The following is a 24,159-nucleotide window of genomic DNA, read 5'->3' as shown; positions in this document are numbered from 1 at the left end:
CGGCCGGGATGTGGTGCCCACGGTAGAGGGGAGATCCAGCGAGAGTGGGGCGCGGGGATTTCGGGGAAGTGACGGTTGGCCGGGATGCCGGTTTCTTTATGAACGCAATCGAGGCCCCGTACCAGTGCCCCGTAACCGCTCGCGGAAGGTCACGGGGCACGGCAAAGTCGCGCCTGGCTTACGCGGGTCGCCGTCGCCGGGCGGCAAACCCGACGAAGTCGGTCCGGGCGTTCGCCGTAAGGCTCACTATGAGGCCCGCTCATCCTTCGAGTCACGAACGTCCCGTACGTTCCACCGCCGCCACCGAACACCCCGCAACCGCAACATCCACCGCTCCCGCGACCAACACGCCGCACGGAAGGCCGGTCACGCCTCACCGCGTGTACACCGCACTCCAGCCGCGTACAACCGGCACCGGTCAGCGCGTCACGCCTGTTCAAAGCTACGGACGGGCCGGGGCCGTTCTCCCCATGAAGCCGGTAATTCCCCCCCACACACAGGCATATGCCGCAACGCCCAGTGGTCGTAGACGAGTTCGCCATGCGGTTCACTTCGACCCCGTGCGGCGCACGACTCGCCCGTCGTCTCATCTCGCACCGCCTGAACGAGTGGGGCCACCCCGTACACGTCAGCCGCCAACGAGACCGTCACCCTGATCGCGGCAGGGCTCACCGCGAACGCCGTCCGGCACGGCCACGTCCCCGGCCGCGACTTCCACCTCCGCCTCGCCACACCCGGCAAGACCGTATGGGCCGAGCTACGCCTCCCTACGCCTGCGGGCGCGCCCTGAACGCGGCGCGGGGAGGCTGCTTCCGTGGTGTCAGGAAGCGGGCTTGTCGGTCGAGGAGGACTCCTTCCCCTTCCCGTCCGGCTGGTGGGTGAAGACGGCCAGATGCCACACCCCCTTCTCGCGTGTCACGGTGAAGGTGTCACGCAGGGACTTGCCCGCCTTGTCCTTGGCGAGGAGGCGGGCCGATCCGGTGTCAGGACCCATGTCGTGGTCGATCCGGACATCCTTGATCTTCCACTCCCGCCCGCCCCTGTCCGCCAGCATCCGCGCGGCCTCCTGTCGCGACCAGCTCTCGTCCTTGACGCCGCCGACCTTGATCAGGCCGGTGGCACTGCGGGAGTTGAGGGCGTCCACGTAGGCCTCGACGGCGTGGCGTGCCCCGTCGGAGGATGCCGAACGGGAGGGCTCGGCCTTGTCATCATGGGTCGAGCAGCCGGTGGCGACGGCCAGGGCGGCCAGCACGGCCAAGAGACGTCGACGTTCCACAGCGCGCTCCTTGTTCATCTGCGGGTTCTCCTGTGGGGGGTGGCAGCCTGTCAGGTGCGGTGCGCGTACCACCAGGCACGAGGGTGGTCGGACAGGAGCTTGCTGAGGCTTTTGTTGTGGGTGTCGCCGGTGTGGTAGGTCAGGTATGGCGTGCCCCGGTACTTCTTCGTGACGATCATCGAGTGGTCGATGTTGTTGTTGCGGGTCCAGTCCGCCTGGAGCACGTCCGACTTGGCCAGTTGCCACACGTTGCCCAGGATCTTGGTCCTCTTCGCGTGCTTCTTCGCGAACCAGTACCAGTTCTCGGCGCCCGCCCAGGTGTAGCTCGTGGTCCACTTCGTCGGCCCGTAGAACCAGTACTTGTTGCTGGTCCGCTGGATGAGGGCGCCGCCCTTGGGACCCCAACCGCCGGCCAGCATCGCCTGGGAGATGAAGTTGGTGCAGTCGTTGCCGTAGGTCCGGTACGCGCCGTTGTGGTGGTCCCAGTACCTGTCGGCGTAGGCCACCATCTTGTTGTAGCTGTAGGCGGCCGAGACCCCCGGCTTGACGGTGTCGGACGCGCCGCTGTCGGGCAGCGGGGTGGTGTCGGCCGCGTCGTCCTTGCCGCCCTCGTCCTCGTCCGGTGCGCCGCCCCCATCGTCGGTGGTGGCCTCGGCGTCCGTGTCGGACACCTGTGTCGTCGGGGTCGGCCCGCCCGCGGTGTCGGCCTTGTCCGACGACAGCAGCCACGCGCTGTCGGATCCCTGGGTGAACTTCACGGTGTGCGGGAGCGAGAGTTCCTCGAACTCCGGCGCGCCTTCCTCGACCTCCTGCGGCGTGAACGGCAGCCGGAGGCGGGTGTGTTCGGTCAGCTGAAGCGTCGCCGTCCCGCCGTCGACGGTCGTGTCGTCGACTTTCACGTCGACCTGCGCCCGCGTATAGCCGCCGTCGACCTCCTTGTACCGCTTGCCCTTCTCCGCGAGCGCGGCAAGGTCGTCCTGCGTCTGGGCGGCCATGGAACGCGTGGCCCGGACATGGGCGATGGCGGCTTTCGCCGTGGGAGGAGATGTCGTCAGCATGTCGGCCCGCTGCTGCAGGTAGCTCTCGGCGAGCCCGGCAAGTCCCGTGGTGTCGGCACTCACCGAGGACGGCAGGGCAGCGGCGGCCGGACCGGTCTGGGCCTCGGCCGGTATGTCGGCGAGTGCGAGAATCGCCGCGGCTGTGGCCGCGACGACGACGTATCTGTGGTGCGCGATGCGCATGGAACCCCCTGATTACGAGCTGAGTGGTCGTGTTCAGCCTGCGAAGCAAGAGATCCGATGCGAACGTGGCGTTCCCGTGTGGCGGGTTCTTGATCCCGGAATGTCCGGTTCCTCGTAGCCGCACCTCCACGGTCCGAGGTTCCGGATGGGCATCGAGTGGCGCGTGTCCGGCCCTCGCGCCCTGATCAGGCAGAATCGAAAGCGGGGGTACGGAGCATGGCCGTACCTTCTGTACGCGAAGAGCTCCTGCACCTCAACGCCGCAGCCGACTCCTGGCGCCCCGGAGCCGGCCCGGGCCGTGAGGGCCGGGCCGTACCCGAGAGCGGCACCCGCACCAGCTCGGACTCTGCGACTTCACGGACCTGGACGGCACCAAGCAGCCGTTCAGCCTCTATGCGCGGTTCCAGCCCAGGCCGGGCGGCCGCGTCCGCCGGGCTCCCTCGTCGCGTTGCGGGCGCCTGCCGTGGCCCGCGGGGGCGGTACGTCAGTCACCACAGGTCGCGGTGGCGGTGGCGGGTCGGCGGATGGTCCAGGTCCTCGGCCGCCGCGAGGAGGGCGCCCGGCGGTGCGGCACGGAGGAGCTTGCAGGCGGCCGTGCGGAAAGTGCGCAGGTCAGCACGGGCGGCGGACTCGTACGGGCTCCAGAAGTGGGCACCCAGGGCACGCGGAAACACGTAGGCGGCGAAGGAACGGTCGACACGCGTCGGTACGGGGCGACGGCCCGCGCGGCGGGCTCGGGCCAGCTCCTGGCGGCTGTAGCGGTGGTCGGTGAGGGCGTGCGCGGTGCACGGGCCCGCCGTACCGGTGGGCCAGTAGGCGGGGCGGGTGCGGTGTCTCGTGGGGACGTGATGGACGGTGCGTGACATGGCAGACCTCCGAGGGCCCGCCGGGACTTCCGGCGTGGCCCGCTAGAAGTCCGCCCCGGTGAAACGTCCCAGGTACGTGGTGCGCATGGGATGAGGATGGCGTGGTGGCACTTCGCTCCGCAAATTCGAATGCGCCCGCCTCCCCACGTCGCGCATGCTCGGCAGGTTGTCCCTCCGCCGGCAGGTTGTCCCTCAACCGTCGGCCCGCCCGAATCCCTGGAGACCCCGTGATCAACCGCGTCACCGTCCCCACCCTCTGCCCGCCCCCCGTCTACTCCCACGCCTCCGTCGTCGAGGCGGGGACCCGCCTGGCCTTCCTCGCCGGGTCCGTGCCGCTCGACGCCGACGGCAAGATCGTCGGCGAGGGCGACCCCGTACGCCAGGCCGCGCAGGTGCTCGCCAACCTCGCCGAGCAACTGCGCGCGGTCGGCAGCGACCTGGCGCATGTCGTTTCGACGGACGTGTATGTCGTCAGCGGCGAGCCTGCCGTGCTCTCCGCGGTCTGGGACGTCGTCGAGGCATCGGGGCTCAGTATCGGGCCGCACTCCTCGACCCTGATCGGCGTGGCCTGTCTTGGGTACACGGGCCAGCTCGTGGAGATCACGGCGACCGCGGTGGTTCCGGAGCCCGGAGCAGAGTCCGCGTCTGCCTCCGAGCCCGGACCCGGACCCGGACCCGAGTCGGCGTAACCAGCGCCGGCCCGGACCCGGACCCGAGTCGGCGAAGATGACTTCATGCGACCCGGATCGCGCCCGCGCACGCCCTGTCCCACGTCCGGGCCAACCACCGCTCGACGGTCCGTCACCTCTTCGGTGCGGCCGGCAACAAGGGAGAACTGTGACCACCCGTACGGCAATCGGCGCCGCCCGGACCCGTCCCTGCACGCTCGTCGTCTGCCGCGGCTGCTGCTGCGGTGACCCGCGCAAGTACCCCGGCTACGACCACGACTGGCAACTGGAGCGCCTGCGGGCGGCGGCCGCGGCCTCCGGCGGGCGGATCACGGTCCGCACGACGGACTGCCTCGGGCCCTGCGACCAGGCGAACATCATCGTCGTACAGCCCTCCGGGGAGGGCCGCAGACGCGGCGGCCGGGCAACCTGGATCGGCTGGTCGATGGGCGACGACTGCACGGACGAGATAGTGCGCTGGGCCGAGGCGGGGGGCCCGGGCATCGCCCCTCCCCCAGCCACGCTGGAACTCCAGTTCGTATCGTCGGCGGGAGAACGGTCCCGGGCCCGCCGTTAGGCGTACTGCCCCGCATCCGGCAGTGTCGGCAGCCCCGCCGCCTCCGCCGCCGTACGCAGCACGTCCCGCAGCATGGCGGGCGTCAGCCGTCCGGTGAAGGTGTTGCGCTGGCTGACGTGGAAACACCCGAGGACGTCGAGCGACTTGGCGGGCGGCCCTGCTGAGGGCCGGAGCGTCACCCGCACCCCGTGCGCGAAGGCCGGCCGGGGCCGTGGCACCGCCCACCCCGCCTCGGCGAGGGCGGGCAGCGCGGCCTGCCAGCCGAAGGCGCCGAGCACCACGACGGCCCGCAACGTCGGCCGCAGCAGCTCGAGTTCACGCACCAGCCAGGGCCGACAGGTGTCCCGCTCCTCCGGCGTCGGCTTGTTGGCGGGCGGCGCGCAGTGCACGGGCGAGGTGATCCGCACCCCGTACAGCTCAAGGCCGTCATCGGCGGACACGGCGGTGGCCCGCGAGGCGAGACCCACGTCGTGCAGTGCCGCGTACAGAACGTCCCCCGACCTGTCCCCGGTGAACATCCGCCCGGTCCGGTTGGCCCCGTGCGCGGCGGGTGCGAGCCCGACGACGAGGAGCGAGGCGTCCACGGGCCCGAAACCCGGGACCGGACGTCCCCAGTACGTCCAGTCGGCGAAAGCGGCGCGCTTGGTACGGGCCACCTCTTCGCGCCACTCGACCAGCCGCGGGCAGGCACGGCACCCCGTGATGTGCTCGTCCAGGTCACTCAGGCTGCTGCCCTCCGCCAGGCGGCCGCCCTCCGCCAAGCTGCTGTCCCTGCCCTCCGTGCCCTCCATACCCCCACGGTACGACCAGCTGATCGCCGCCCTCTCGGGGGCGGCCGCGTCCGGGGTGAACCGTGCGACGGAGTTTCCGGGCGACCGCCCTCGCCTGACGGCAGGGCCTAAAGTCGAGGCATGGCTTCCGAGAGTGCGGATGAGGAGACGGTGGGCGCGGACGCGGTGGACACGGGCGCGGCGGCCACGGACGAGTTGGACACGGACGCAACGGTGGCCGCCGACGCGGCCGGGCCGGCGAACGGCGAGACCGTGCGCATCGACAGTTGGATCTGGTCCGTCCGTCTCGTCAAGACCCGCTCGATGGGCGCCACCGCCTGCCGGGGCGGGCACGTCCGGGTGAACGGCGAACGCGTCAAGCCCGCGTACGCGGTACGGGTCGGCGACGAGGTACGGCTGCGGCACGCGGGCCGGGAGCGGATCCTCGTCGTGAAGCGCGTGATCCGCAAACGGGTCGGCGCGCCGGTCGCGGTCGAGTGCTACGTCGACAACAGCCCGCCGCCCCCGCCCCGCGAGGCCGTCGCCCCGATCGGCATCCGCGACCGCGGCACGGGCCGCCCCACCAAACGGGACCGCCGCGAACTGGAACGCCTCAGGGGCTTCGGCGACCCGCCGGACGGGGAACACGGCGGGACCGCGGCCCCGGACGATCCCGGAAAGCAGAACAGGCCCGGAAAGCAGAGCAGCTCCGAAAAGCAGAGCAGCTCTGGAAAGCGGAGCAGCTCCGGAAAGCAGAGCGGACCCAGGACACGAGGCTGACCCGGGACACGCGGCTGACCCTGAATGCAGGGCAGACCCGAAGACCGGGTGGCCCCGGAAGGCCGGACTGACCCGAAATCCAGGCTGCCCCGGGAAGCCGAGGTGCACCCGGGCACCCTCGCGAGCGCTGAGCAGCAAACCCGGCGCAACCAATCCCGCCGCAGGCAAACCCAACGCAAGCAAACCCGAAGCAAGCCCTCACAGGTCGAGGGCTCCCCACCAGCAGCGGGGAGCCTTCCGCGCCGTCCGTCGCCCAAGGTCACGCCCCTCGTCGCACCAGCCGCACCAGCCGCCCCAGCCCGTCCGCCGTCCCCTTCCGGCGCGCCCACGCGATCAGGGCGAGCGGCACGATCAGGATCAGCGGTGTCGCTGCGTACTGCCCGTCGAAGACGGTGAGCTGCGTGATGAACGCACCCACCATCAGCGCACTGAGTGCCACCGCCGCCACCGACATGAGCGCCGGTATCAACAGTGCGACAGCTCCGGCCAGTTCGAGCGCGCCGATGGTGTACATCCCCGCGCTGCCCCAGCCGATCTTGTCGAAGGACTCGACGGCCGAGGGGTGCGCGATCAGCTTCGGCAGCGCGCTCGCCACCCCGTAGAAGAGCGCGAGCACGATCTGAAGCGCACGCAGGGAAATCTCGGCACGACGACTGCGGGTGCCACCGGAGGCGGAGGCAGCCGAGGCGGCGCGGGTGACGGGAGCGGTGGTCTGGGACATGGGGGTCTCCTCTGTGAAGCAGTTCCGTATCGCTGTCACAGAGGTAGACCGGGCCGACGCCCGCAACTCATCGCCGCGCACCGCACTTTCCTATGCGGTTTCCTCCTCCACGGGTGCGGTCTTCTCCTCCACGGGTGCGGTTTACTCCTCAGCCGGCACCGCCCTCACCCACACGCCGTCCTCCGTCAGATACCGGTCCACCCTCAGCCCCGCCTCGGCGAGCGCCTCCTCGAACTGCTCCTTGGTCAGCGGCCGCGCCAGGAACGTATGGGTCCACGTCGCGTCCGGGAACACGTACTCCGCGCTGACCGAGTTGACCCCGTCACCCGCCGGCTCCGCCGACAGGATCCGTAGCGTGAAGCCGCTGGGATCGACCCGCTCACGGGGCACATTCGAGTGATAGTCCTCCCCTTCGCGCTGGATCAGCACGCACCCGCCCTCCGCGACATGCCGCGCGCACGCCCGCAGCATCCCCCGCCGCACCTCGACGTCGCCCGCGTGGACGAGGAACGACGCGAGCATCACCACGTCGAACGTCTCACCCAGGTCGAGTCCCTCGATCGGGCTGCATATCGTGCGCGCCCCACGGACGCGCGCCAGCATCTCCGACGACTCGTCCACGGCCGTGACCTCGAACCCGCGATCCAGGAGCGGATGGGTCATGCGGCCCACCCCGCTGCCCAGTTCCAGAATGCGGGCCCCCGTGGGCACTGCCGCGGCGATGATGTCCGGTTCCTCCCCGACGGGCAGCCGCGAGTAGAGCTCGACCGCGCAGCCGTCCGGGGTGATCGCCCCGGGTCCCGTTCCCTCGTATCCCTCACGCATTTCCAGCCTCATACCCGTCCAACGGACCGCGCCCGCACGCCCGTTCCCCGACCGGGTCACTCGATAGGGTGACAGCTACAGCGGAGCCCACCCATGCCCGCCGTACCAGTGGCCGCCCGCCCGCAAGTGGTCCCCGATCGCCCGCTCCACGCTGTTCCGCCGCGGCAGGTCCGCCACCGGCAGCTCCGGATCGCCGAAGACGAACCCGACCGGCACCCCGTCCTCCGGCGCCGTCTGCGCGTACGCGATCTCGAAGCGCTCCTGGAAGCGGACGATGTTGGACTCCGCCGACAGGTACCGCTTCAGCTGCGGGTCGAGGAGCCAGGAGTGGCACACGGCCACCTCGTACCGCTCGTCGGGATAGTGGCGGGCGAAGAACTCCCGTGCCAGCGCCAGCGACCGCTCACAGGCGGACGGCGACAGCGGTCCGCGGAAGTCGGGTATGTGCAGGCTCAGACAGGGGTCGCCCGGCCCCAGGCCCAGGCCGGCCCCCGCGACGGCCCGCCCCGTGCGCTGCCCCAGCCGCGCGCGCTGGAACTGCAGCCGGCCCAGCTGGAACAACTCCCCGTGGAAGGGGAGCGCGATCCACCACGGGAACAGCAGCCCGCCCGTGCCGAGCCGCCGACGGTGCACCGCCACATGCCGCCCCAGATCGGCGAGCGTGCGCCGGGACACCTCGGCCGGGACCCCGCGCCGGTGGTGGTACGCGCGTACGTGCGGCAGCGCGCCGACGAAGACGTACAGAGGGAAGCAGCGTCCGAGGTCCCCCGTCGACGTCGGGAACGGCGGCGGCTCCCAGCCCTTCCCGATCTCCCCCATGTCCCGTACGAAGCGGGCGACACACCGGGCGAGGAGGGTCATCGCCTCCGCGTCGTCCGCCAGCCGGGCGCGCAGCGCGACGAACTCGTTGATGTCCTCGTGCGGCACGGACAGGTCCAGCAGTACGTCCGGGAGTTCGTCCGCGCCGGGCAGCGCGACCTCCACCCGCGGATCGCCCTCGCTCTCCAGGTCCCGCAGCCACTCGGCGAGCCTCGCGTCCGCCCGCAGCGCATCCAGCAGCATCGTCGCCTCCCCCGTGGATCCGTCCACCGTCCCATGGTGAACGTGCACCACGAAGAGTACTTTTCGTAGGAGGAGCGGTGGTCCCGATGCGTACAGGCAGTGAACCGACGACAGCGCGCAGTGCCCTGCGGCTGCGCTTCTGGCTGAGCGTGTGGGGCCTGATCTGGGCGATCGCCGGAACGGCCGCGTTCGCCCTCGCCGGGAGGCCCGGATGGGCGGCCGCCTGCGGTGTCCTGTGGCTGATCGTCACCGCGGACATGACCATGATCCTGCGGCACATCCACCAGGGGCCGCACTGGCAGCCGGGCCGCGACGTCCCACCGTACCGACCGCCGGAACACCGCCACCCCTAGGCCCTGACCCGCCGGACAGCCCCAGTCCCCAGGAACCCCGGCCGCCTACGAGTCGAAGCGTGCCGCCTTCAAGTACTGCGGGTTCGGGTCGAGCGCCGCCGCGAGGCGGAAGTGCCTCTTGGCCTGATCCGGCCGCAGCTGGCGCTCATAGGTGCGGGCGAGCGCGAAGTGCGCGAACGCGTTGTCCGGCTCGCGCTCCAGCACGATGGTGAACTCGAGCTCGGCGGGACGCAGTTGCGCGGCGGCGAAGAAGGCACGCGCGCGCAGCAGCCGTGCGGCCGTGTTCTCGGGGTGCGCGGCTATCACCGGATCGAGCAGCTTCACCGCGCCCCGCGGGTCGCGCGCGGCGAGCAACTGCTCGGCGGCGCGGAAGTCGATGACATGCGTCTCCGGAGTACGTCCGGTCCAACCGCTGGTCTCGGGCACGGCTGAGTCCTTCCCTCACTGCACCGGTTCAACGCCCCCGGCGGCGACCGCTATTCCTGTGACTCCCCTGGCTGGTGCGCCCTGTGCACGAGATCTGCCCATACGTCCCCCACGCGCCGCTCCAGCTCCTCCAGGGGTACGTCGTTGTCCATGACGATGTCGGCGATGGCCAGGCGCTTCTCGCGCGTCGCCTGGGCGGCCATGCGCGCGCGTGCGTCCTGCTCGGTCATGCCGCGCAGCCGGACGAGCCGGTCGAGCTGGGTCTCGGGGCTCGCGTCGACGACGACCACGAGGTCGTACAGCGGCGCGAGGCCGTTCTCGGCGAGGAGCGGGACGTCGTGGATCACTACGGCATCCGCGGCGGCGGCCGTTTCCAGTTCGCGGGAGCGGGCGCCCACCAAGGGGTGCACGATCGCGTTCAGCACGGCGAGCTTGTCCGGGTCGGCGAAGACGATGGAGCCCAGCTTCGGGCGGTCCAGACTGCCGTCCGGCGCGAGTACGTCCGTCCCGAAGGCCTCGACGACCGCGGCGAGCCCGGGAGTTCCGGGCGCGACGACCTCACGCGCGATGCGGTCCGCGTCGATCAGCACGGCTCCGTGCTCGACGAGCAGCCGCGACACCTCGCTCTTGCCGGCGCCGATACCGCCGGTCAGGCCCACCTTCAGCATGCCCACCAGCCTAGGGCTTGCCACTGACAGGCCCCTCGGCAGGCCCGAGGCTCGCTCAGCCCTCGCCTTCCCGCTCCGCCAGGAACCGCTCGAACTCCTGCCCGATCTCGTCCGCGGACGGGATCTCGACGGGCTCGGCCAGCATGTTCCCCCGGGTCTCGGCGCCCGCCGCCGCGTCGTACTGGTGCTCGAGACCCTGCACGAGGGCGACCAGTTCCTCGTCGCCCTCCTGGATCTGCCGGTCGATCTCCGTCTGCGTGCGGTGCGCCTCCGTGCGCAGGGAGTGCGCGAGGCCCGGCAGGACCAGTCCCGTAGCGGCCGTGATGGCCTCCAGGACGGTCAGCGCGGCGTCCGGATACGGAGAACGGGCGATGTAGTGCGGCACGTGCGCGGCGACTCCCAGGACGTCGTGTCCGGCCTCCATGAGGCGGTACTCGACGAGGGACTCGGCGCTGCCGGGGACCTGCGCCTCCTCGAAGGGGCTGCGGTGGCCGGGCACCAGGTCGTTGCGGTTGCCGTGCGGGGTGAGGCCGACGGGGCGGGTGTGCGGGACGCCCATCGGAATGCCGTGGAAGTTCACGGACAGGCGGACGCCGAGCCGCTCCACGATCTGCTGGACGGCCGCCGCGAAGCGCTCCCACTCGACATCCGGCTCGGGACCGGACAGCAGCAGGAAGGGGGCACCGGTGGTGTCCTGGACCAGCCGTACGTCGAGCGTGGGCTCCTCGTATTCGGTCCAGCGGTCACGCTTGAAGGTGAGCAGCGGACGCCGGGCACGGTAGTCCACCAGCCGGTCGTGGTCGAAACGGGCCACGACCTGGTGGGGCAGCGAGTCGAGAAGCCGGTCGACGATCTGGTCGCCGGTCTCGCCCGCGTCGATGTATCCGTCGAAGTGGTAGAGCATGACAAGACCGGCCGACTCCTGGGCCAGCGCCATGTCGACGACTGCCAGGCCCTTCGGCTCCCAGGCGTACAAACCCTGCGGATCAAGCACAGTGACCGCTCCTCCTCGTGTTCCTAGGCCACAACGCCGTCCGGGGCGCGGGCATTCCCGCTCCCGCCCCGCACCGGCGCCTCTTTGGTGAACACCTCGACGGGAACGCCGAGTTCACGGAAGTGGTCGAGGGTGGCCATCCACTGCGGAACGCGGGCGGGCCCTTGGCGGCGCCGTGTCCGGTGAGCGTGAAGTCGCCTGCTCCGAGGGCACGGAAGGGCTGTTCGCGCCGGGCTGCCCGGGCCTCGGAAAACGCACTGCGGGCCCGCACCCAGATGGGTGCGGGCCCGCAGTCACGAACTACTGCCTAGCGGTGAGCTGTGATCAGCTCTGGCCGCCGGCGAGCTTCTCGCGGAGGGCAGCCAGGGCCTCGTCCGACGCCAGGGCGCCGGAGTTGTCGTCCGACTCCGAGGAGTACGAACCACCCGAGACACCCGCGCCGGAACCGCCGGCGGCGGGAGCGGCAGCACCCTCGGCCTCGGCCTGAGCGTCGGCCTCGCGGGACTTGATGACCTGCGCCTGGTGCTGCTCGAAGCGCTGCTGCGCCTCGGCGTACTGGGTCTCCCACACCTCACGCTGGGACTCGAAGCCCTCGAGCCAGTCGTTGGTCTCGGGGTCGAAGCCCTCGGGGTAGATGTAGTTGCCCTGGTCGTCGTACGACGCGGCCATGCCGTACAGGGTCGGGTCGAACTCGACCGAAGCCGGGTCGCCACCGAAGGCCTCGTTGGCCTGCTTCAGCGAGAGGCTGATGCGACGGCGCTCGAGGTCGATGTCGATGACCTTGACGAAGATCTCGTCGTTGACCTGGACGACCTGCTCCGGGATCTCCACGTGGCGCTCGGCCAGCTCGGAGATGTGGACCAGACCCTCGATGCCCTCGTCCACGCGGACGAACGCACCGAACGGAACCAGCTTCGTGACCTTGCCGGGCACGACCTGACCGATCTGGTGCGTGCGGGCGAACTGCTGCCACGGGTCTTCCTGCGTCGCCTTCAGCGACAGGGAGACACGCTCGCGGTCCATGTCGACGTCGAGGACCTCGACGGTGACTTCCTGGCCGACCTCGACAACCTCGGACGGGTGGTCGATGTGCTTCCAGGAAAGCTCGGAGACGTGGACCAGACCGTCGACGCCACCCAGGTCCACGAAGGCACCGAAGTTGACGATCGAGGAGACGACGCCGGAGCGGACCTGACCCTTCTGGAGGGTCGTGAGGAACGTCTGGCGAACCTCGGACTGGGTCTGCTCGAGCCAGGCGCGGCGGGACAGGACCACGTTGTTGCGGTTCTTGTCCAGCTCGATGATCTTCGCCTCGAGCTCCTTGCCCACGTAGGGCTGGAGGTCGCGGACGCGGCGCATCTCGACGAGGGAAGCCGGCAGGAAGCCACGGAGGCCGATGTCGAGGATGAGACCACCCTTGACCACCTCGATGACGGTGCCGGTGACGATGCCGTCCTCTTCCTTGATCTTCTCGATGGTGCCCCAGGCGCGCTCGTACTGGGCGCGCTTCTTCGAGAGGATCAGGCGGCCTTCCTTGTCCTCCTTCTGGAGAACAAGGGCTTCGATCTCGTCGCCGACCTTGACGACCTCGTTCGGGTCGACGTCGTGCTTGATCGAGAGCTCGCGGCTCGGGATGACACCTTCGGTCTTGTAACCGATGTCGAGCAGGACCTCGTCCCGGTCGACCTTCACGATGACGCCGTCGACGATGTCGCCGTCGTTGAAGTACTTGATCGTCTCGTCGATCGCGGCGAGGAAGGCTTCCTCGTTACCGATATCGTTGACCGCTACCTGCGGAGTGGTAGAGGTGGTCTCGGTGCTGCTCGTCATGTGGGAAAGGGCTCCGGTACGGACAGTGAGTCGTAGGTACTGCTTACGCCGGGAGCCCGTTTCGCTCTGCAGAAGGCCGGACAGCCAAGGAAGCGCCACCAGTGTTCCGGTGAGCGCCTCGACAACCGAGGGGACATACATACAGATGCGAGCGCAGCCTGCTACGTCTGAGGAGCGCAGGCCCGCAGCGCAACTTGTAGCATACGGGGGCAGCCGGGCAGGGTCAATGCGCGAAGCCGCACACCCGGGGCAGAACACCGCATACCCGGCACAAGAACTGTCTTCCGAGGCCACACAGGGCCGCAGGACCCCTTCCGTGACACCACCGGAACGGGTTCGACGGAAGTGCCCGCAGACTAATACGAGGGAGCCGATCATCCAAGAGCCCGATACGTTCGAACCCGAAGCCACCCGACGTGACGCCGGCGCCACGGAGAGTTCCCGCGCCAACCGTGGCTGGTGGGACCGGAACGCGGACGACTACCAGGTCGAGCACGGCACGTTCCTCGGCGACGACCGGTTCGTGTGGTGCCCCGAGGGGCTCGACGAAGTGGAGGCCGAGCTGCTCGGCCCGGCGGAGGACCTCAAGGGCAAGGACGTCCTGGAGATCGGCGCCGGCGCGGCCCAGTGCTCGCGCTGGCTGGCCGGCCAGGGCGCGCGCCCGGTGGCCCTGGACCTCTCCCACCGCCAGCTCCAGCACGCGCTGCGCATCGGCGGGGACGTGCCTCTGGTGGAGGCCGACGCGGGCGCCCTGCCGTTCGCGGACGCTTCCTTCGACCTCGCCTGCTCGGCGTACGGCGCGCTGCCCTTCGTCGCCGACCCGGTGCGCGTCCTGCGCGAGGTCCACCGGGTGCTGCGCCCGGGCGGCCGCTTCGTCTTCTCCGTGACGCACCCGATCCGCTGGGCCTTCCCCGACGAGCCCGGGCCCGAGGGCCTGTCGGTCTCCGCCTCCTACTTCGACCGCACGCCGTACGTGGAGCAGGACGAGGAGGGCGGGGCGGTCTACGTCGAGCACCACCGGACGATCGGCGACCGGGTGCGCGACGTGGTGGCGGGCGGCTTCCGGCTGCTCGATGTGGTCGAGCCGGAGTGGCCCGCCTGGAACACCCAGGAGTGGGGCGGCTGGTCCCCGCTGCGCGGGAACCTGATCCCGGGCACGGCGATCTTCGTGTGCGTACGAGACTGAGCGGGTGATCCGCTACGACGCCCTGGACCTGCCGGTACGCAGCGCGCTGCCCGGCCTGAACGACGCCCTGGACGCGGGAGGCGCCGCGGTCCTCGTGGCGCCGCCCGGGACGGGCAAGACCACGCTCGTGCCGCTGGCCCTGGCCGGTCTGCTCGGGGAGGGGGCCGCGAAGGGGCCGGTACGCCGTGTCGTCGTCGCGGAGCCGCGGCGCATCGCCGCCCGGGCCGCGGCGCGCCGGATGGCGTGGCTGCTCGGCGAGAAGGCCGGCGACAGCGTCGGCTACACCGTGCGCGGGGAGCGCGTGGTGGGGCGCCACACGCGCGTGGAGGTCGTCACGACCGGTGTGCTGCTGCAACGACTTCAGCGGGATCAGGAGTTGGCGGGCGTCGACGTGGTGGTGCTCGACGAGTGCCACGAGCGTCATCTGGACGCGGACACGGCGGCGGCCTTCCTCCTGGACGTGCGGGAGGCGCTGCGGCCCGAGCTGCGGCTGGTGGCGGCCTCGGCGACGACCGACGCCGCGGGGTGGGCCCGGCTGCTCGGCGGGGCGCCGGTGGTCGAGGCGGCGGGTGTGTCGTACCCGGTGGAGGTCGTGTGGACGCCTCCGGTGCGGCCCGTCCGGCCGCCGCACGGGATGCGGGTGGACCCCGTACTGCTGACGCATGTGGCATCGGTGGTGCGGCGGGCGCTCGCGGAACGCGAGGGGGATGTCCTCTGCTTCCTTCCCGGGGTCGGGGAGATCGCGCGCGTGGCGGGGCAGCTGGGGGACCTGGACGGGGTCGAGGTGCTCCAGGTGCACGGGCGGGCGCCGGCGGCGGTACAGGACGCGGTGCTGTCTCCCGGTGCGGGGCGCCGGGTGGTCCTCGCGACGTCCGTGGCCGAGTCCTCGCTGACGGTGCCGGGTGTGCGGGTCGTCGTGGACTGCGGACTGGCGCGGGAGCCACGTGTGGATCACGCGCGCGGGCTGAGCGCCCTGACGACGGTACGGGCCTCGCAGGCGGCGGGGCGGCAGCGGGCGGGCCGGGCCGGGCGCGAGGCGCCGGGGACGGTGTACCGCTGCTGGGCGGAGGCGGAGGACGCCCGTCTGCCGCGCTTCCCCTCCCCCGAGATCAAGGTGGCCGACCTGACGGCGTTCGCGTTGCAGGCGGCGTGCTGGGGCGATCCGGAGGCGTCCGGGCTCGCCCTGCTGGACGCGCCGCCGGGCGGGGCGATGGCGGCGGCGCGGTCCGTTCTCGCCGCGATCGGTGCGGTGGATTCCGCGGGGCGGGCCACGGAGCGAGGGGTGCGCATGTCCCGGCTCGGCCTGCACCCGCGACTGGCGCGGGCTCTGCTGGACGCGGCGCCGGAGGTCGGCGCGGACCGGGCCGCGGAGGTGGTCGCGCTGCTGAGCGAGGAGCCGCCGCGGGAGTACGGCGACGACCTGGCGGCGGCCTGGCGGGCTGCCCGGCGTGGGGGCGACGCGTACGCGGGGCGCTGGCGTGCGGAGGCGCGGCGGCTGCGGGCCGGGGCGACAGATCGTGCGCGCCCGCCCGCCCGTGACCGTGACTCCGCTCCGCGAGAGCGGGACGCCGGGGCTCCGGCCGGGACGGGTGGGCAGGGCTCGGCGCCCGGCCCCACCGGGTCCGAGCCCACCGGATCCGGGGCGGCCGGGCGAGCGGGCTCGGGGGACGATCGGATCGCCGGGCTCGTGGCCGCCCTCGCCTTCCCGGAGCGGCTCGCGCGGGCACAGGGCGGCTCCTGCCTCATGGTCAGCGGGACCCGCGCCGACATCGGCGACGGCTCCGCGCTGCGCGGCGCCCCCTGGCTCGCCGTGGCGGTCGCCGACCGTCCCGTCGGCGCGGGGCACGCGCGCGTGCGGCTCGCCGCCGTGGTCGACGAGGACACGGCGCGGCGGGCCGCGGCGCCCCTGCGTTCCGCGGGCGCCGAGGTCCACTGGGCCGACGGGGATGTCGTCGCGCGGCGGGTCGAGCGACTGGGGGCCGTGGAGTTGGCGGTGCGGCCGCTGCGTGACGCCGACCCCGGTCTCGTACGGGACGCGCTCCTCGAAGGGCTGCGGGAGGAAGGGCTCGGCCTGGTGCGGTGGTCCGCTGACGCCGAGGTGCTGCGGCGGCGGCTCGCCTTTCTGCACCTGCACGTCGGCGCCCCCTGGCCCGACGTGTCCGACGACGCGCTCCACGCGCGCGTGGACGAGTGGCTGGAGCCGGAGCTGAGCCGTGCCCGGCGGCGGGCCGATCTGGCGCGGATCGACGCCGGGCAGGCACTGGCCCGGCTGCTGCCGTGGGCGACCGGGGACGCGGCCCGGCTCGACGAACTCGCTCCCGAGCGGATCGAGGTGCCCAGCGGGTCCAGGATCCGGATCGACTACGGCAACCCGGAGCAGCCCGTGCTCGCCGTGAAGCTCCAGGAGATGTTCGGCCGCCACGAGTCCCCGAGGGTCGCCGGAGTACCGGTGCTCGTCCATCTGCTGTCGCCCGCCGGCCGGCCGGCCGCCGTCACGGCCGACCTCGCCTCGTTCTGGCGGGACGGCTACAAGGCGGTACGGGCCGAGCTGCGCGGCCGCTACCCCAAGCACCCGTGGCCCGAGGACCCGGCCACGGCCGAGCCGACCCGGTACACGAACGCGCGGCTCAGGCGCTGACCGGTTCCGGCGCCGAGGCCTCGGTGGGGGCCGGGTCCGCCGGCCGGCGGCCGCGGGCCTCCAGCCACAGGGACAGGGTCAGCAGGAGCAGGCCCAGCAGCAGGAGGCCCCATGGCAGGTACGAGGTCATCAGCAGGACCACGGTGCGGTTGGACTTGACCAGGGCGACCGTCGACCTGATGTAGTCCTCGCGCATCTTGACGTGGCCGGCGAAGGCCGTGACCTTGTCGCGGCCGCCGAGGAGCGTGCCGCCGCGCAGCTCCTCCTTGTGGATCTCCTCGCCGTAGACCGGTGCTCCGGTCACCGGTTCGACCCAGAACTTCCGGACCGTGGTGTACCAGCGCGTCGTGCCCGTCTTCGCGAGCGACCGGGGGGTGACGCCCTTGACGGGCATGGCCTTGGGGAAGGGGACCTTGGTCCAGGGGACGGTCTGCTCGAAGTAGTAGACCCGCACACCGCGGAAGTCCTGCGTGCCCTTGTAGTGGATGGGGGCCGTGGTGCGCGCCTGGGCGTCGAAGTACTCGTAGTCCCGCCTCTCCGTGAGGAACGGCCACTTGAACTCGAGGCCCGCGCGGGTGACCGGGTCGCCGTCGACCATCTCGCCGGTGGCGTGGACGGGTTCCTGGGTGTGTGCGTCGAAGATGTAGCGCTCGGGGATCCGGGAGACCATTTTGCCGTCCGGTCCCTGGACGTAGGAGAGGCCGTCCCAGACGACCACGTCCTTGCCGGCGGTCTTCTCGATCTTCTGTGAGGCCTCCACGTTGCCCCTGAGGGTCTGCACGACGGTGACCTTGGGGACCGTCTTCGCCTTCATGGTGCCGTAGTCGAGGAGGGTGGCGTTCTTCGCCTCCAGGACCATGTCCTGGTACTGGTTCGCGGGGATCTTGGCCAGGCGCGGGAAGGCGTACCAGCGCACCAGCGGGGACAGAGCCGTGCAGAACACGGCCAGGGCGAGCAGGATCAGGCTGGCCTTGCGGCGCATCTGGGCGGCCCTCCCGGCTGGTTACGGGTGCTTGGGGACGGTGGTGAGCAAGGGCTTCGGCGACGTCTCGCCGGGTGGTGGGCCCATGACCGTGACGACCAACATCAGCCCGAGCGCCAGGGCGAGACCGATCGCGGCGGCGATGAGGGCACGCATACGGGGCCTCCCCGGGAATCCTGGAGCTGATGCGTCGTCAGGTCCGGCACCGTAGCAACGGCGGGGTGAGATGAGAACACGTTGCACACACAACAAGGGCGCCCCTCCGCGGGAAGCGGAGGGGCGCGCTTGGGGGTTACGCGGGCTAGGGCGTCGTGGTGGTGGCCGCGGCCACCTTCAGCTCGACCGTGAGGGTCGCGCCGCCCGTGGTGTCGATGCGGAGCAGGAACGTGCCGACGGTGTCGTCCGCGTACAGCTTCGGAAGCTTCAGCAGGCCGTTCGCGTCCGTCTTGAGGTCCTTGAGGGTGCGTACGGTCTTGCCGTCCGCGTCCTTGAAGGACGGGCCCTTGTCGTTCTCGGTCGCGTCGTCGGCCGACTTGACGATCGTCGCGGTGGCGGCGACACCGTCCGCGACGGCGTTCTTGTACGTGGCCTTCACCTCGACCTGGTCCGCGAACTCGCCGCCGGGCACACAGGTCAGCTCGGTGGCGCTGGTGCGGGCGAGGGCGTCGGCCTGGGGTTCGGTGACGGTCGCCGTGTAGTCGAGGCCCGCGACGGAGCGGCCCACGACGGTGGCGCGGACCGTGAAGTCGCCGGTCTTCTGTCCTGCCACCAGCGCGGGCGCGGTGGCCTTGCCGGCGCTGTTGGTGACGATCGTGGCCACGGTCTCGCCGCCGGTGAACGTGGCGTCCGTGTCGCCGACGATGGTGAATCGCACCCGCACCTTCGCGACGGCCTTGCCGGCCTTGGTCTCGGTGCGCACGGCGACCTTCTGGTCGAACGTGTCGCCCGCCGTCGCGGTGAGCTTGGCGGTGCCCGCGTCCTCCAGGTGGTCCACCGTGTCGGTGGGGGTGGGAGGCGTGGGGCTCGGCGGCTTGGGGGTGCTGGGCGGCGGCGGCGACGGGCTGGGGCTCGTGGAACCGCCGTCGCCGGGCGTGCCCGGCTTCGTCGGCTTCGTCGTCTTCGGCGGCTTCGGCGTCTTCGGCGGCGACGGACTGGGCGCGGGGCTCGCTCCCTGGCCGTCGTCGTTGCTGTGCGAGGGCAGCGTGCCCGTGCCGTCCGGCACCTCGTGCGTGCCCTTGCGGTAGTACTCCAGCCACGACAGGACGGTGTTCAGGTACTCCTGCGAGTTGTTGTAGCCGAGGATGGCCTTGTTCAGCTCGGACTGGACGGAGAGGTCACGGTCGAAGCGGCAGAGGTAGTGACCGGCGGCGAGGGCCGCGTCGTAGATGTTGTTGGGGTTCTTCGCGCCGTCGCCGTTGCCGTCGCGGCCCGCCCACTCCCAGGTGGAGGGGATGAACTGCATGGGGCCGACCGCGCGGTCGTACGCGCTGTCGCCGTCGTACGCGCCGTTGTCGGTGTCGGCGATCAGGGCGAAGCCGTTGCCGTCGAGCTTGGGGCCCAGGATCTTCGAGTACGTCGTACCGTTCGCGTCGACGCGGCCGCCGCGGGCCTGCCCGGACTCGACCTTGCCGATGGCGGCGAGGAGCTGCCACGGCAGGTTGCAGCCCGGCTTGGACGAGCGCAGTGCCGTCTCGGCCTTCTTGTAGGCGTCGAGGACGGTGGCGGGTATGCCCGCCTCCGCGGTGCCGGCGGGGGTCGTGGAGCCGGTGCCCGGGCTGGGCGAGGCGGTGGGGCTGTCGAGCGGCGGGAGGTCGGTGTAGTAGCGGCCGTTGCCCGTGGCGGAGCCGTCGCCGTTCCCGTCGGGTGTGGCCTCGGAGCCGGTGGTCTGTCTGCCCTGGTCGTCGGTGGTCACTCCAGGAGCCTGGGACGCGGCCAGGGCCGCGACCGCGGCCGCCGCCACGGCGGTGGTTGTCGCCCCCCTGCGCAGCCTGCTGCCGAAATGCGCCGCCATTGAGTAAGCCCCTCCCGTGGACGACCACCTGCGTGTTCGCTCTGGTGTTACATGCCGGTGTTACGTGCTGGTGCTGCGTGCCCGTGTCGCTGGTGTCACCGGCGTTCGACCGTGCTCCCCGGCACGGTGACCCAGGTGACCCTACGACAACTTGTGTCGCCCGGGCACCCGTTGGTGCCCGATTGCCGGTGGCCGGCCGACTGCGGCGCTGGTCGGATGCGGGAGCCGGGTGGCTCGCCGCACGATTTTCATGCGCCCCTCATACTGGACGACTGTGATCGCCGGACGGTTGTGTCCGGCCGACGACAGCCACGGAGGGCCGACTTGCCGTTCACTCTCAGTCATGCGGCGGCCGTGCTGCCCGGCGTGCGCGGGGACGGGACCGGACGCGGGCGACTGGTGCCCACGGTCCTCGTCGCCGGCTCGTTCGCTCCCGATATGACCTACTACGCGGCGAGTGTGCTGTCCGGAGCGATGGAATTCGGCGATTTCACGCACTCGTTCACCGGTGTCCTCACCTTCGACGTGCTCGTCGCCTGGGCGTTGGCCGGTGCCTGGCTGGTGCTGCGCGAACCGCTGGTCGCGCTGCTGCCGCGGGCCCGGCAGGGGCGGGTGGCGGCGCTGCTGCGCTGCGGGGTGCCGCGGGCGCGGATGCGGGCCTCGGCGGTGCTGTGGTGGTACGTGTCCGCGGCGCTGGGCGCGCTGACCCATGTCGTGTGGGACGCGTTCACGCATCACGACCGGTGGGGGATTCGGCTGTTTCCGGTGCTGGGGCAGGAGGCCGGGGGCTTTCCGCTGTACTGGTTCCTCCAGTACGGCAGTTCGGCGGTGGCGGCGGTCGTGATCGCGGTGTTCGTGGTGGTCGCGCTGCGGCGGGTGCCGTTGCCCACGCCTTCACCTTCACCTTCACCTTCACCTTCGGGATCGGGTTCGGGTTCGGGTTTTGGCGGGCCGGCGGGGGTGCCGGTGCTGTCCGGTTCGGACCGGTGGGTCGCGGGTGCGGTGATCGGCGGGTGTGCCGTGGTGGCGGCGATGCAGCGGGCGTCGCGGTGGTGGGAGTACTGGGGCGCGACGGCGAAGCCGTGGGAACTCATCCCGACCCTGTGCTTCGGGGCGGGCGCCGGGCTGGTCCTCGGGACGCTGCTGTACGCGGTGGGGATCAGGGTGCGCCGTCCGGCCGCGGCCGGTGGAGCGGGCGCCGGGACGGAGGCCGGCGTCGGGGACGAGGCCGGTGCCGGTGCGCGTACCGGGAACGGGGCCGGCAAGGAGCCGAGCCGCCCGGCCGCCTCCTGACCGTCACCGGCGGGCTGACCGACGTCGGCGGGCGGCTGGGGGACGGGCCGCCCCGAGGTGGCCTGCGCACCGGTCCAGCCCTGCCGGCCACTGCCCGGAAAAAAGACCGTCGCCCGCAGGGTCCTGCACAAGCCGGCCCTGGGACCGGGCGACGTCCGTCGGCCGGGCCCAGGGCCGCCTCGGCCACACCTCGGCGGCCCGGGCGGCTCACCTACCGGGACGACGACACCCGTCCGGATCACCCCCGGCGCACCCCGCCCCGGTCCGCTAGTGCGCCGCCGACTCCCAGTCCCCGCCGTCGCCCACCGAGACATCCAGCGGAGCCCTCAGCTGCACGGCGGACGCCATCTCCCGGCGGACCAGTTCCTCCGTCTTCGCCCGCTCGCCCGGCGCGATCTCCAGGACGATTTCGTCGTGGACCTGGAGGAGCATGCGGGACTTGAGGTTCGCCTCCTGGAGCGCGCGGTCCACGTTCAGCATGGCGATCTTGACGATGTCCGCCGCGGTGCCCTGGATCGGCGCGTTCAACGCCATGCGCTCCGCCGTCTCGCGGCGCTGGCGGTTGTCGCTGTTCAGGTCCGGGAGGTAGCGGCGGCGGCCGAACAGCGTCTCCGTGTAGCCCGTCGCCCGCGCCTCGTCGACCGCGCGGCGCAGATAGTCGCGTACTCCTCCGAAGCGCTCGAAGTACGTGTCCATCAGCGCCCGCGCCTCGCCCGCATCGATGTTCAGCTGCTGCGAGAGACCGAAGGCCGACAGGCCGTACGCGAGGCCGTACGACATCGCCTTGATCTTGCGGCGCATCTCCGCGTCCACCGCTGAGCGCTCCACCCCGAACACCTGGGAGGCGACCGTCGTGTGCAGGTCCTCTCCGGAGGTGAACGCCTCGATCAGGCCCTCGTCCTCGGACAGGTGGGCCATCACACGCAGCTCGATCTGGCTGTAGTCCGCGGTCATCAGCGACTCGAAGCCCTCGCCGACCACGAAGCCGCGGCGGATCGCGCGGCCCTCGTCGGTGCGCACCGGGATGTTCTGAAGGTTCGGGTCGGTCGACGACAGCCGACCGGTCGCCGCCACCGTCTGGTTGAACGTGGTGTGGATGCGGCCGTCCGCCGCGATCGTCTTGATCAGGCCCTCGACCGTCACCCGCAGCTTCGCCTGCTCACGGTGACGGAGCATGATCACCGGCAGTTCGTTGTCCGTCTGGGCGGCCAGCCACGCCAGCGCGTCCGCGTCCGTCGTGTAGCCCGTCTTCGTCTTCTTCGTCTTGGGCAGGCCCAGTTCACCGAAGAGGACTTCCTGGAGCTGCTTGGGCGAGCCCAGGTTGAACTCGTGTCCCGCGGCCGCGTGCGCCTCCTTCACCGCCTGCTGCACGGCGCCCGCGAACATCTGCTCCATGGCCTCCAGGTGGGCCTTGTCCGCCGCGATGCCGTGCCGCTCCAGCCGGGCCAGCAGGGCGGACGTCGGCAGCTCCATGTCGCGGAGCAGGTCGGCCGAGCCGACCTCCTTCAACCGCTCGCCGAACGCCTCGCCCAGGTCGAGGATCGCGCGCGCCTGCACCATCAGCGCGTCGGCCTCGGCCCCCTCGTCCGCGCCGAAGGCCAGCTGCCCGTCGGCCGTCGCGGCGGGCTCCAGCTCACGGCCGAGGTACTCCAGGGACAGCGCGTCCAGCGCGAAGGAGCGGCGGCCCGGCTTGACCAGGTAGGCGGCGAGCGCGGTGTCCATGGACACGCCCTCGACGGTCCAGCCGTGCTCGGCGAAGACCCGCATCACACCCTTGGCGTTGTGCAGCACCTTGGGCTTCGCGGGGTCGGCGAGCCACGTCGCGAACGCGTTCTCGTCGGCCTCGTCCAGCTGGGACGGGTCGAACCAGGCGGCCGCCCCGTCGGCCGCGGCGAGCGCGACCTCGGCCACCGCACCCGCGCCGAGCGCCCAGGAGTCGACCGTGGCCAGCCCCAGGACCGTCGTGCCGTGCTCGGCGAGCCACGGCTTCAGCTCGCCCGCGCCCAGCACCGCGCCGTCCACCGCGACGCCCGCGGCGACCGGCGCCTCCTCGGCCTCCTCCCCGCCCGGGTCGACGGCCAGCAGCCGCTCGCGCAGGGACGGGTTGCGGATCTCCAGGGTGTCCAGGACCATCGCGACGGCCGTGCGGTCGTACGGAGCGCGCTCCAGGGCGGCGACCGACTTCGGCAGCTCGACGTCCCGCACCATCTCCGTGAGCCGGCGGTTCAGCTTCACCGACTCCAGGTGGTCGCGGAGGTTCTGGCCGACCTTGCCCTTGACCTCGTCGACGCGCTCGACCAGCTCCGCGAACGAACCGAACTGGTTGATCCACTTGGCCGCGGTCTTCTCGCCGACGCCCGGGATGCCCGGCAGGTTGTCGGACGGGTCGCCGCGCAGCGCCGCGAAGTCCGGGTACTGCGCGGGCGTCAACCCGTACTTCTCGAAGACCTTCTCCGGGGTGAACCGGGTCAGCTCCGAGACGCCCTTCGTCGGATACAGCACCGTCGTGTGATCGCTGACCAGCTGGAAGGAGTCCCGGTCACCGGTGACGATGAGGACCTCGAAGCCCTCGGCCTCGGCCTGCGTGGCGAGCGTGGCGATGATGTCGTCCGCCTCGAAGCCGTCGACCGCGAACCGCTGCGCGTGCATCGCGTCGAGCAGCTCACCGATCAGCTCGACCTGCCCCTTGAACTCGTCCGGGGTCTTGGAGCGGTTCGCCTTGTACTCCGTGAACTCCTCGGAGCGCCACGTCTTGCGCGAGACGTCGAACGCCACCGCGAAGTGCGTGGGCGCCTCGTCGCGCAGCGTGTTCGCCAGCATCGACGCGAAGCCGTAGATCGCGTTCGTCGGCTGGCCGGTCGCGGTCGTGAAGTTCTCCGCGGGCAGCGCGAAGAACGCGCGGTACGCCAGCGAGTGCCCGTCCATGAGCATCAGCCGCGGACGCGCGCCGCCGGAGGTCTTCTCGGTCTTCTTCGATGCTGTTTCTGCCACG

Annotated in this window: 22 protein-coding genes and 1 pseudogene; 8 read left to right on the top strand and 15 right to left on the bottom strand. The window is 71.3% G+C overall.

What is annotated here, in order from left to right:
• Positions 1–540: 540 nt before the first annotated feature.
• Positions 541–731 (top strand): annotated as a pseudogene (locus SAVERM_RS45040) (ATP-binding protein); the annotation flags it as partial.
• Positions 732–820: 89 nt separating this feature from the next.
• Here SAVERM_RS45040 and SAVERM_RS32150 read toward each other — a convergent pair.
• From SAVERM_RS32150 to SAVERM_RS32140, 3 genes are all read right to left on the bottom strand, one after another.
• A complete protein-coding gene (locus tag SAVERM_RS32150) occupies positions 821–1,276 on the bottom strand; it encodes a hypothetical protein (RefSeq protein ID WP_137865163.1) in 456 nt (151 codons plus the stop codon).
• Positions 1,277–1,326: 50 nt separating this feature from the next.
• On the bottom strand, positions 1,327–2,517 hold the full coding sequence (locus tag SAVERM_RS32145) for an amidase domain-containing protein (RefSeq protein WP_010987647.1): 1,191 nt from the start codon (positions 2,515–2,517) through the stop codon (positions 1,327–1,329).
• Positions 2,518–3,005: 488 nt separating this feature from the next.
• Positions 3,006–3,383: a hypothetical protein gene (locus SAVERM_RS32140; protein ID WP_010987646.1), complete on the bottom strand. Its 378-nt coding sequence runs from the start codon at positions 3,381–3,383 to the stop codon at positions 3,006–3,008.
• Positions 3,384–3,610: 227 nt separating this feature from the next.
• On the opposite strand from SAVERM_RS32140, the gene SAVERM_RS32135 reads away from it, so the two are divergent.
• Positions 3,611–4,072: a RidA family protein gene (locus SAVERM_RS32135; protein ID WP_042493816.1), complete on the top strand. Its 462-nt coding sequence runs from the start codon at positions 3,611–3,613 to the stop codon at positions 4,070–4,072.
• A 148-nt stretch (positions 4,073–4,220) separates the two neighbouring features.
• Complete coding sequence (locus SAVERM_RS32130) at positions 4,221–4,628, top strand: hypothetical protein (protein WP_010987644.1); 408 nt, start codon at positions 4,221–4,223, stop codon at positions 4,626–4,628.
• On the opposite strand, the gene SAVERM_RS32125 is transcribed toward SAVERM_RS32130, so the two are convergent.
• The gene (locus SAVERM_RS32125) at positions 4,625–5,419 is read right to left on the bottom strand and encodes a uracil-DNA glycosylase (RefSeq protein WP_010987643.1); all 795 of its coding nucleotides are present in this window, start codon (positions 5,417–5,419) and stop codon (positions 4,625–4,627) included. The genes SAVERM_RS32130 and SAVERM_RS32125 overlap by 4 nt on opposite strands.
• A 120-nt stretch (positions 5,420–5,539) precedes the next feature.
• Between SAVERM_RS32125 and SAVERM_RS32120 the strand changes: the two genes are divergently transcribed.
• Positions 5,540–6,178, top strand: coding sequence for an RNA-binding S4 domain-containing protein (locus SAVERM_RS32120; protein WP_010987642.1), 639 nt, complete (start codon positions 5,540–5,542; stop codon positions 6,176–6,178).
• Positions 6,179–6,437: 259 nt separating this feature from the next.
• Here the strand turns inward: SAVERM_RS32120 and SAVERM_RS32115 are convergent, their stop codons facing one another.
• From SAVERM_RS32115 to SAVERM_RS32105, 3 genes are all read right to left on the bottom strand, one after another.
• The gene (locus SAVERM_RS32115) at positions 6,438–6,899 is read right to left on the bottom strand and encodes a DoxX family protein (RefSeq protein ID WP_037646806.1); all 462 of its coding nucleotides are present in this window, start codon (positions 6,897–6,899) and stop codon (positions 6,438–6,440) included.
• Between the two features lie 141 nt (positions 6,900–7,040).
• On the bottom strand, positions 7,041–7,724 hold the full coding sequence (locus tag SAVERM_RS32110) for a class I SAM-dependent methyltransferase (protein WP_010987640.1): 684 nt from the start codon (positions 7,722–7,724) through the stop codon (positions 7,041–7,043).
• Positions 7,725–7,799: 75 nt separating this feature from the next.
• Complete coding sequence (locus tag SAVERM_RS32105) at positions 7,800–8,786, bottom strand: acyltransferase domain-containing protein (RefSeq protein WP_037646804.1); 987 nt, start codon at positions 8,784–8,786, stop codon at positions 7,800–7,802.
• An 86-nt stretch (positions 8,787–8,872) separates the two neighbouring features.
• On the opposite strand from SAVERM_RS32105, the gene SAVERM_RS32100 reads away from it, so the two are divergent.
• Positions 8,873–9,139 carry a DUF6343 family protein gene (locus tag SAVERM_RS32100; RefSeq protein ID WP_037646803.1) on the top strand — a complete coding sequence of 89 codons (267 nt, stop codon included), beginning with the start codon at positions 8,873–8,875 and terminating at the stop codon, positions 9,137–9,139.
• Positions 9,140–9,184: 45 nt separating this feature from the next.
• Here SAVERM_RS32100 and SAVERM_RS32095 read toward each other — a convergent pair whose 3' ends face one another.
• The 4 genes from SAVERM_RS32095 to rpsA form a co-directional block, all read right to left on the bottom strand.
• On the bottom strand, positions 9,185–9,565 hold the full coding sequence (locus SAVERM_RS32095; protein ID WP_010987637.1) for a tetratricopeptide repeat protein: 381 nt from the start codon (positions 9,563–9,565) through the stop codon (positions 9,185–9,187).
• A 50-nt stretch (positions 9,566–9,615) separates the two neighbouring features.
• The gene (coaE, locus tag SAVERM_RS32090; protein ID WP_037646939.1) at positions 9,616–10,233 is read right to left on the bottom strand and encodes a dephospho-CoA kinase; all 618 of its coding nucleotides are present in this window, start codon (positions 10,231–10,233) and stop codon (positions 9,616–9,618) included.
• A 55-nt stretch (positions 10,234–10,288) separates the two neighbouring features.
• On the bottom strand, positions 10,289–11,227 hold the full coding sequence (locus SAVERM_RS32085; RefSeq protein ID WP_010987635.1) for a PAC2 family protein: 939 nt from the start codon (positions 11,225–11,227) through the stop codon (positions 10,289–10,291).
• Positions 11,228–11,551: 324 nt separating this feature from the next.
• Positions 11,552–13,057, bottom strand: coding sequence for a 30S ribosomal protein S1 (gene rpsA / locus SAVERM_RS32080; protein WP_010987634.1), 1,506 nt, complete (start codon positions 13,055–13,057; stop codon positions 11,552–11,554).
• A gap of 316 nt (positions 13,058–13,373) precedes the next feature.
• Between rpsA and SAVERM_RS32075 the strand changes: the two genes are divergently transcribed.
• Both SAVERM_RS32075 and SAVERM_RS32070 read left to right on the top strand, forming a co-directional pair.
• The gene (locus tag SAVERM_RS32075) at positions 13,374–14,243 is read left to right on the top strand and encodes a class I SAM-dependent methyltransferase (protein ID WP_010987633.1); all 870 of its coding nucleotides are present in this window, start codon (positions 13,374–13,376) and stop codon (positions 14,241–14,243) included.
• A 4-nt stretch (positions 14,244–14,247) separates the two neighbouring features.
• The gene (locus SAVERM_RS32070) at positions 14,248–16,881 is read left to right on the top strand and encodes an ATP-dependent RNA helicase (RefSeq protein ID WP_010987632.1); all 2,634 of its coding nucleotides are present in this window, start codon (positions 14,248–14,250) and stop codon (positions 16,879–16,881) included.
• Here SAVERM_RS32070 and pgfA read toward each other — a convergent pair.
• The 3 genes from pgfA to SAVERM_RS32060 all read right to left on the bottom strand — a co-directional run bounded on the left by pgfA (position 16,871) and on the right by SAVERM_RS32060 (position 19,874).
• Positions 16,871–17,863 carry a cell envelope lipid trafficking protein PgfA gene (pgfA, locus tag SAVERM_RS32065; protein ID WP_010987631.1) on the bottom strand — a complete coding sequence of 331 codons (993 nt, stop codon included), beginning with the start codon at positions 17,861–17,863 and terminating at the stop codon, positions 16,871–16,873. The two genes, SAVERM_RS32070 and pgfA, sit on opposite strands and share 11 nt — an antisense overlap.
• A 21-nt stretch (positions 17,864–17,884) precedes the next feature.
• Positions 17,885–18,019 (bottom strand): SPW_0924 family protein, encoded by a 135-nt coding sequence (locus tag SAVERM_RS41935; RefSeq protein WP_107083247.1) that lies wholly within the window; start codon positions 18,017–18,019, stop codon positions 17,885–17,887.
• A gap of 145 nt (positions 18,020–18,164) precedes the next feature.
• A complete protein-coding gene (locus SAVERM_RS32060; protein ID WP_010987630.1) occupies positions 18,165–19,874 on the bottom strand; it encodes a lytic transglycosylase domain-containing protein in 1,710 nt (569 codons plus the stop codon).
• A 324-nt stretch (positions 19,875–20,198) separates the two neighbouring features.
• Here SAVERM_RS32060 and SAVERM_RS32055 point away from each other — a divergent pair, with 324 nt between their 5' ends.
• Positions 20,199–21,167: a DUF4184 family protein gene (locus tag SAVERM_RS32055; RefSeq protein WP_078234558.1), complete on the top strand. Its 969-nt coding sequence runs from the start codon at positions 20,199–20,201 to the stop codon at positions 21,165–21,167.
• Positions 21,168–21,434: 267 nt separating this feature from the next.
• On the opposite strand, the gene polA is transcribed toward SAVERM_RS32055, so the two are convergent.
• The gene (polA, locus tag SAVERM_RS32050; RefSeq protein WP_010987628.1) at positions 21,435–24,158 is read right to left on the bottom strand and encodes a DNA polymerase I; all 2,724 of its coding nucleotides are present in this window, start codon (positions 24,156–24,158) and stop codon (positions 21,435–21,437) included.
• Between the last annotated feature and the right edge of the window lies 1 nt (position 24,159).

Origin of the sequence: Streptomyces avermitilis MA-4680 = NBRC 14893 (genome assembly GCF_000009765.2) — a bacterium.
Classification (GTDB): domain Bacteria; phylum Actinomycetota; class Actinomycetes; order Streptomycetales; family Streptomycetaceae; genus Streptomyces; species Streptomyces avermitilis.
This window is presented reverse-complemented; position numbering and strand designations above follow the sequence as displayed.

What these genes read in the sequence shown, in the direction of transcription:
- SAVERM_RS32145 (WP_010987647.1), bottom strand. Translation starts at nt 2,517, where the DNA reads ATGCGCATCGCGCACCACAGATACGTCGTCGTCGCGGCCACAGCCGCG.
- SAVERM_RS32140 (WP_010987646.1), bottom strand. Translation starts at nt 3,383, where the DNA reads ATGTCACGCACCGTCCATCACGTCCCCACGAGACACCGCACCCGCCCC.
- SAVERM_RS32125 (WP_010987643.1), bottom strand. Translation starts at nt 5,419, where the DNA reads ATGGAGGGCACGGAGGGCAGGGACAGCAGCTTGGCGGAGGGCGGCCGC.
- SAVERM_RS32120 (WP_010987642.1), top strand. Translation starts at nt 5,540, where the DNA reads ATGGCTTCCGAGAGTGCGGATGAGGAGACGGTGGGCGCGGACGCGGTG.
- SAVERM_RS32115 (WP_037646806.1), bottom strand. Translation starts at nt 6,899, where the DNA reads ATGTCCCAGACCACCGCTCCCGTCACCCGCGCCGCCTCGGCTGCCTCC.
- SAVERM_RS32110 (WP_010987640.1), bottom strand. Translation starts at nt 7,724, where the DNA reads ATGCGTGAGGGATACGAGGGAACGGGACCCGGGGCGATCACCCCGGAC.
- SAVERM_RS32105 (WP_037646804.1), bottom strand. Translation starts at nt 8,786, where the DNA reads ATGCTGCTGGATGCGCTGCGGGCGGACGCGAGGCTCGCCGAGTGGCTG.
- SAVERM_RS32100 (WP_037646803.1), top strand. Translation starts at nt 8,873, where the DNA reads ATGCGTACAGGCAGTGAACCGACGACAGCGCGCAGTGCCCTGCGGCTG.
- coaE (WP_037646939.1), bottom strand. Translation starts at nt 10,233, where the DNA reads ATGCTGAAGGTGGGCCTGACCGGCGGTATCGGCGCCGGCAAGAGCGAG.
- rpsA (WP_010987634.1), bottom strand. Translation starts at nt 13,057, where the DNA reads ATGACGAGCAGCACCGAGACCACCTCTACCACTCCGCAGGTAGCGGTC.
- pgfA (WP_010987631.1), bottom strand. Translation starts at nt 17,863, where the DNA reads ATGCGCCGCAAGGCCAGCCTGATCCTGCTCGCCCTGGCCGTGTTCTGC.
- SAVERM_RS41935 (WP_107083247.1), bottom strand. Translation starts at nt 18,019, where the DNA reads ATGCGTGCCCTCATCGCCGCCGCGATCGGTCTCGCCCTGGCGCTCGGG.
- SAVERM_RS32060 (WP_010987630.1), bottom strand. Translation starts at nt 19,874, where the DNA reads ATGGCGGCGCATTTCGGCAGCAGGCTGCGCAGGGGGGCGACAACCACC.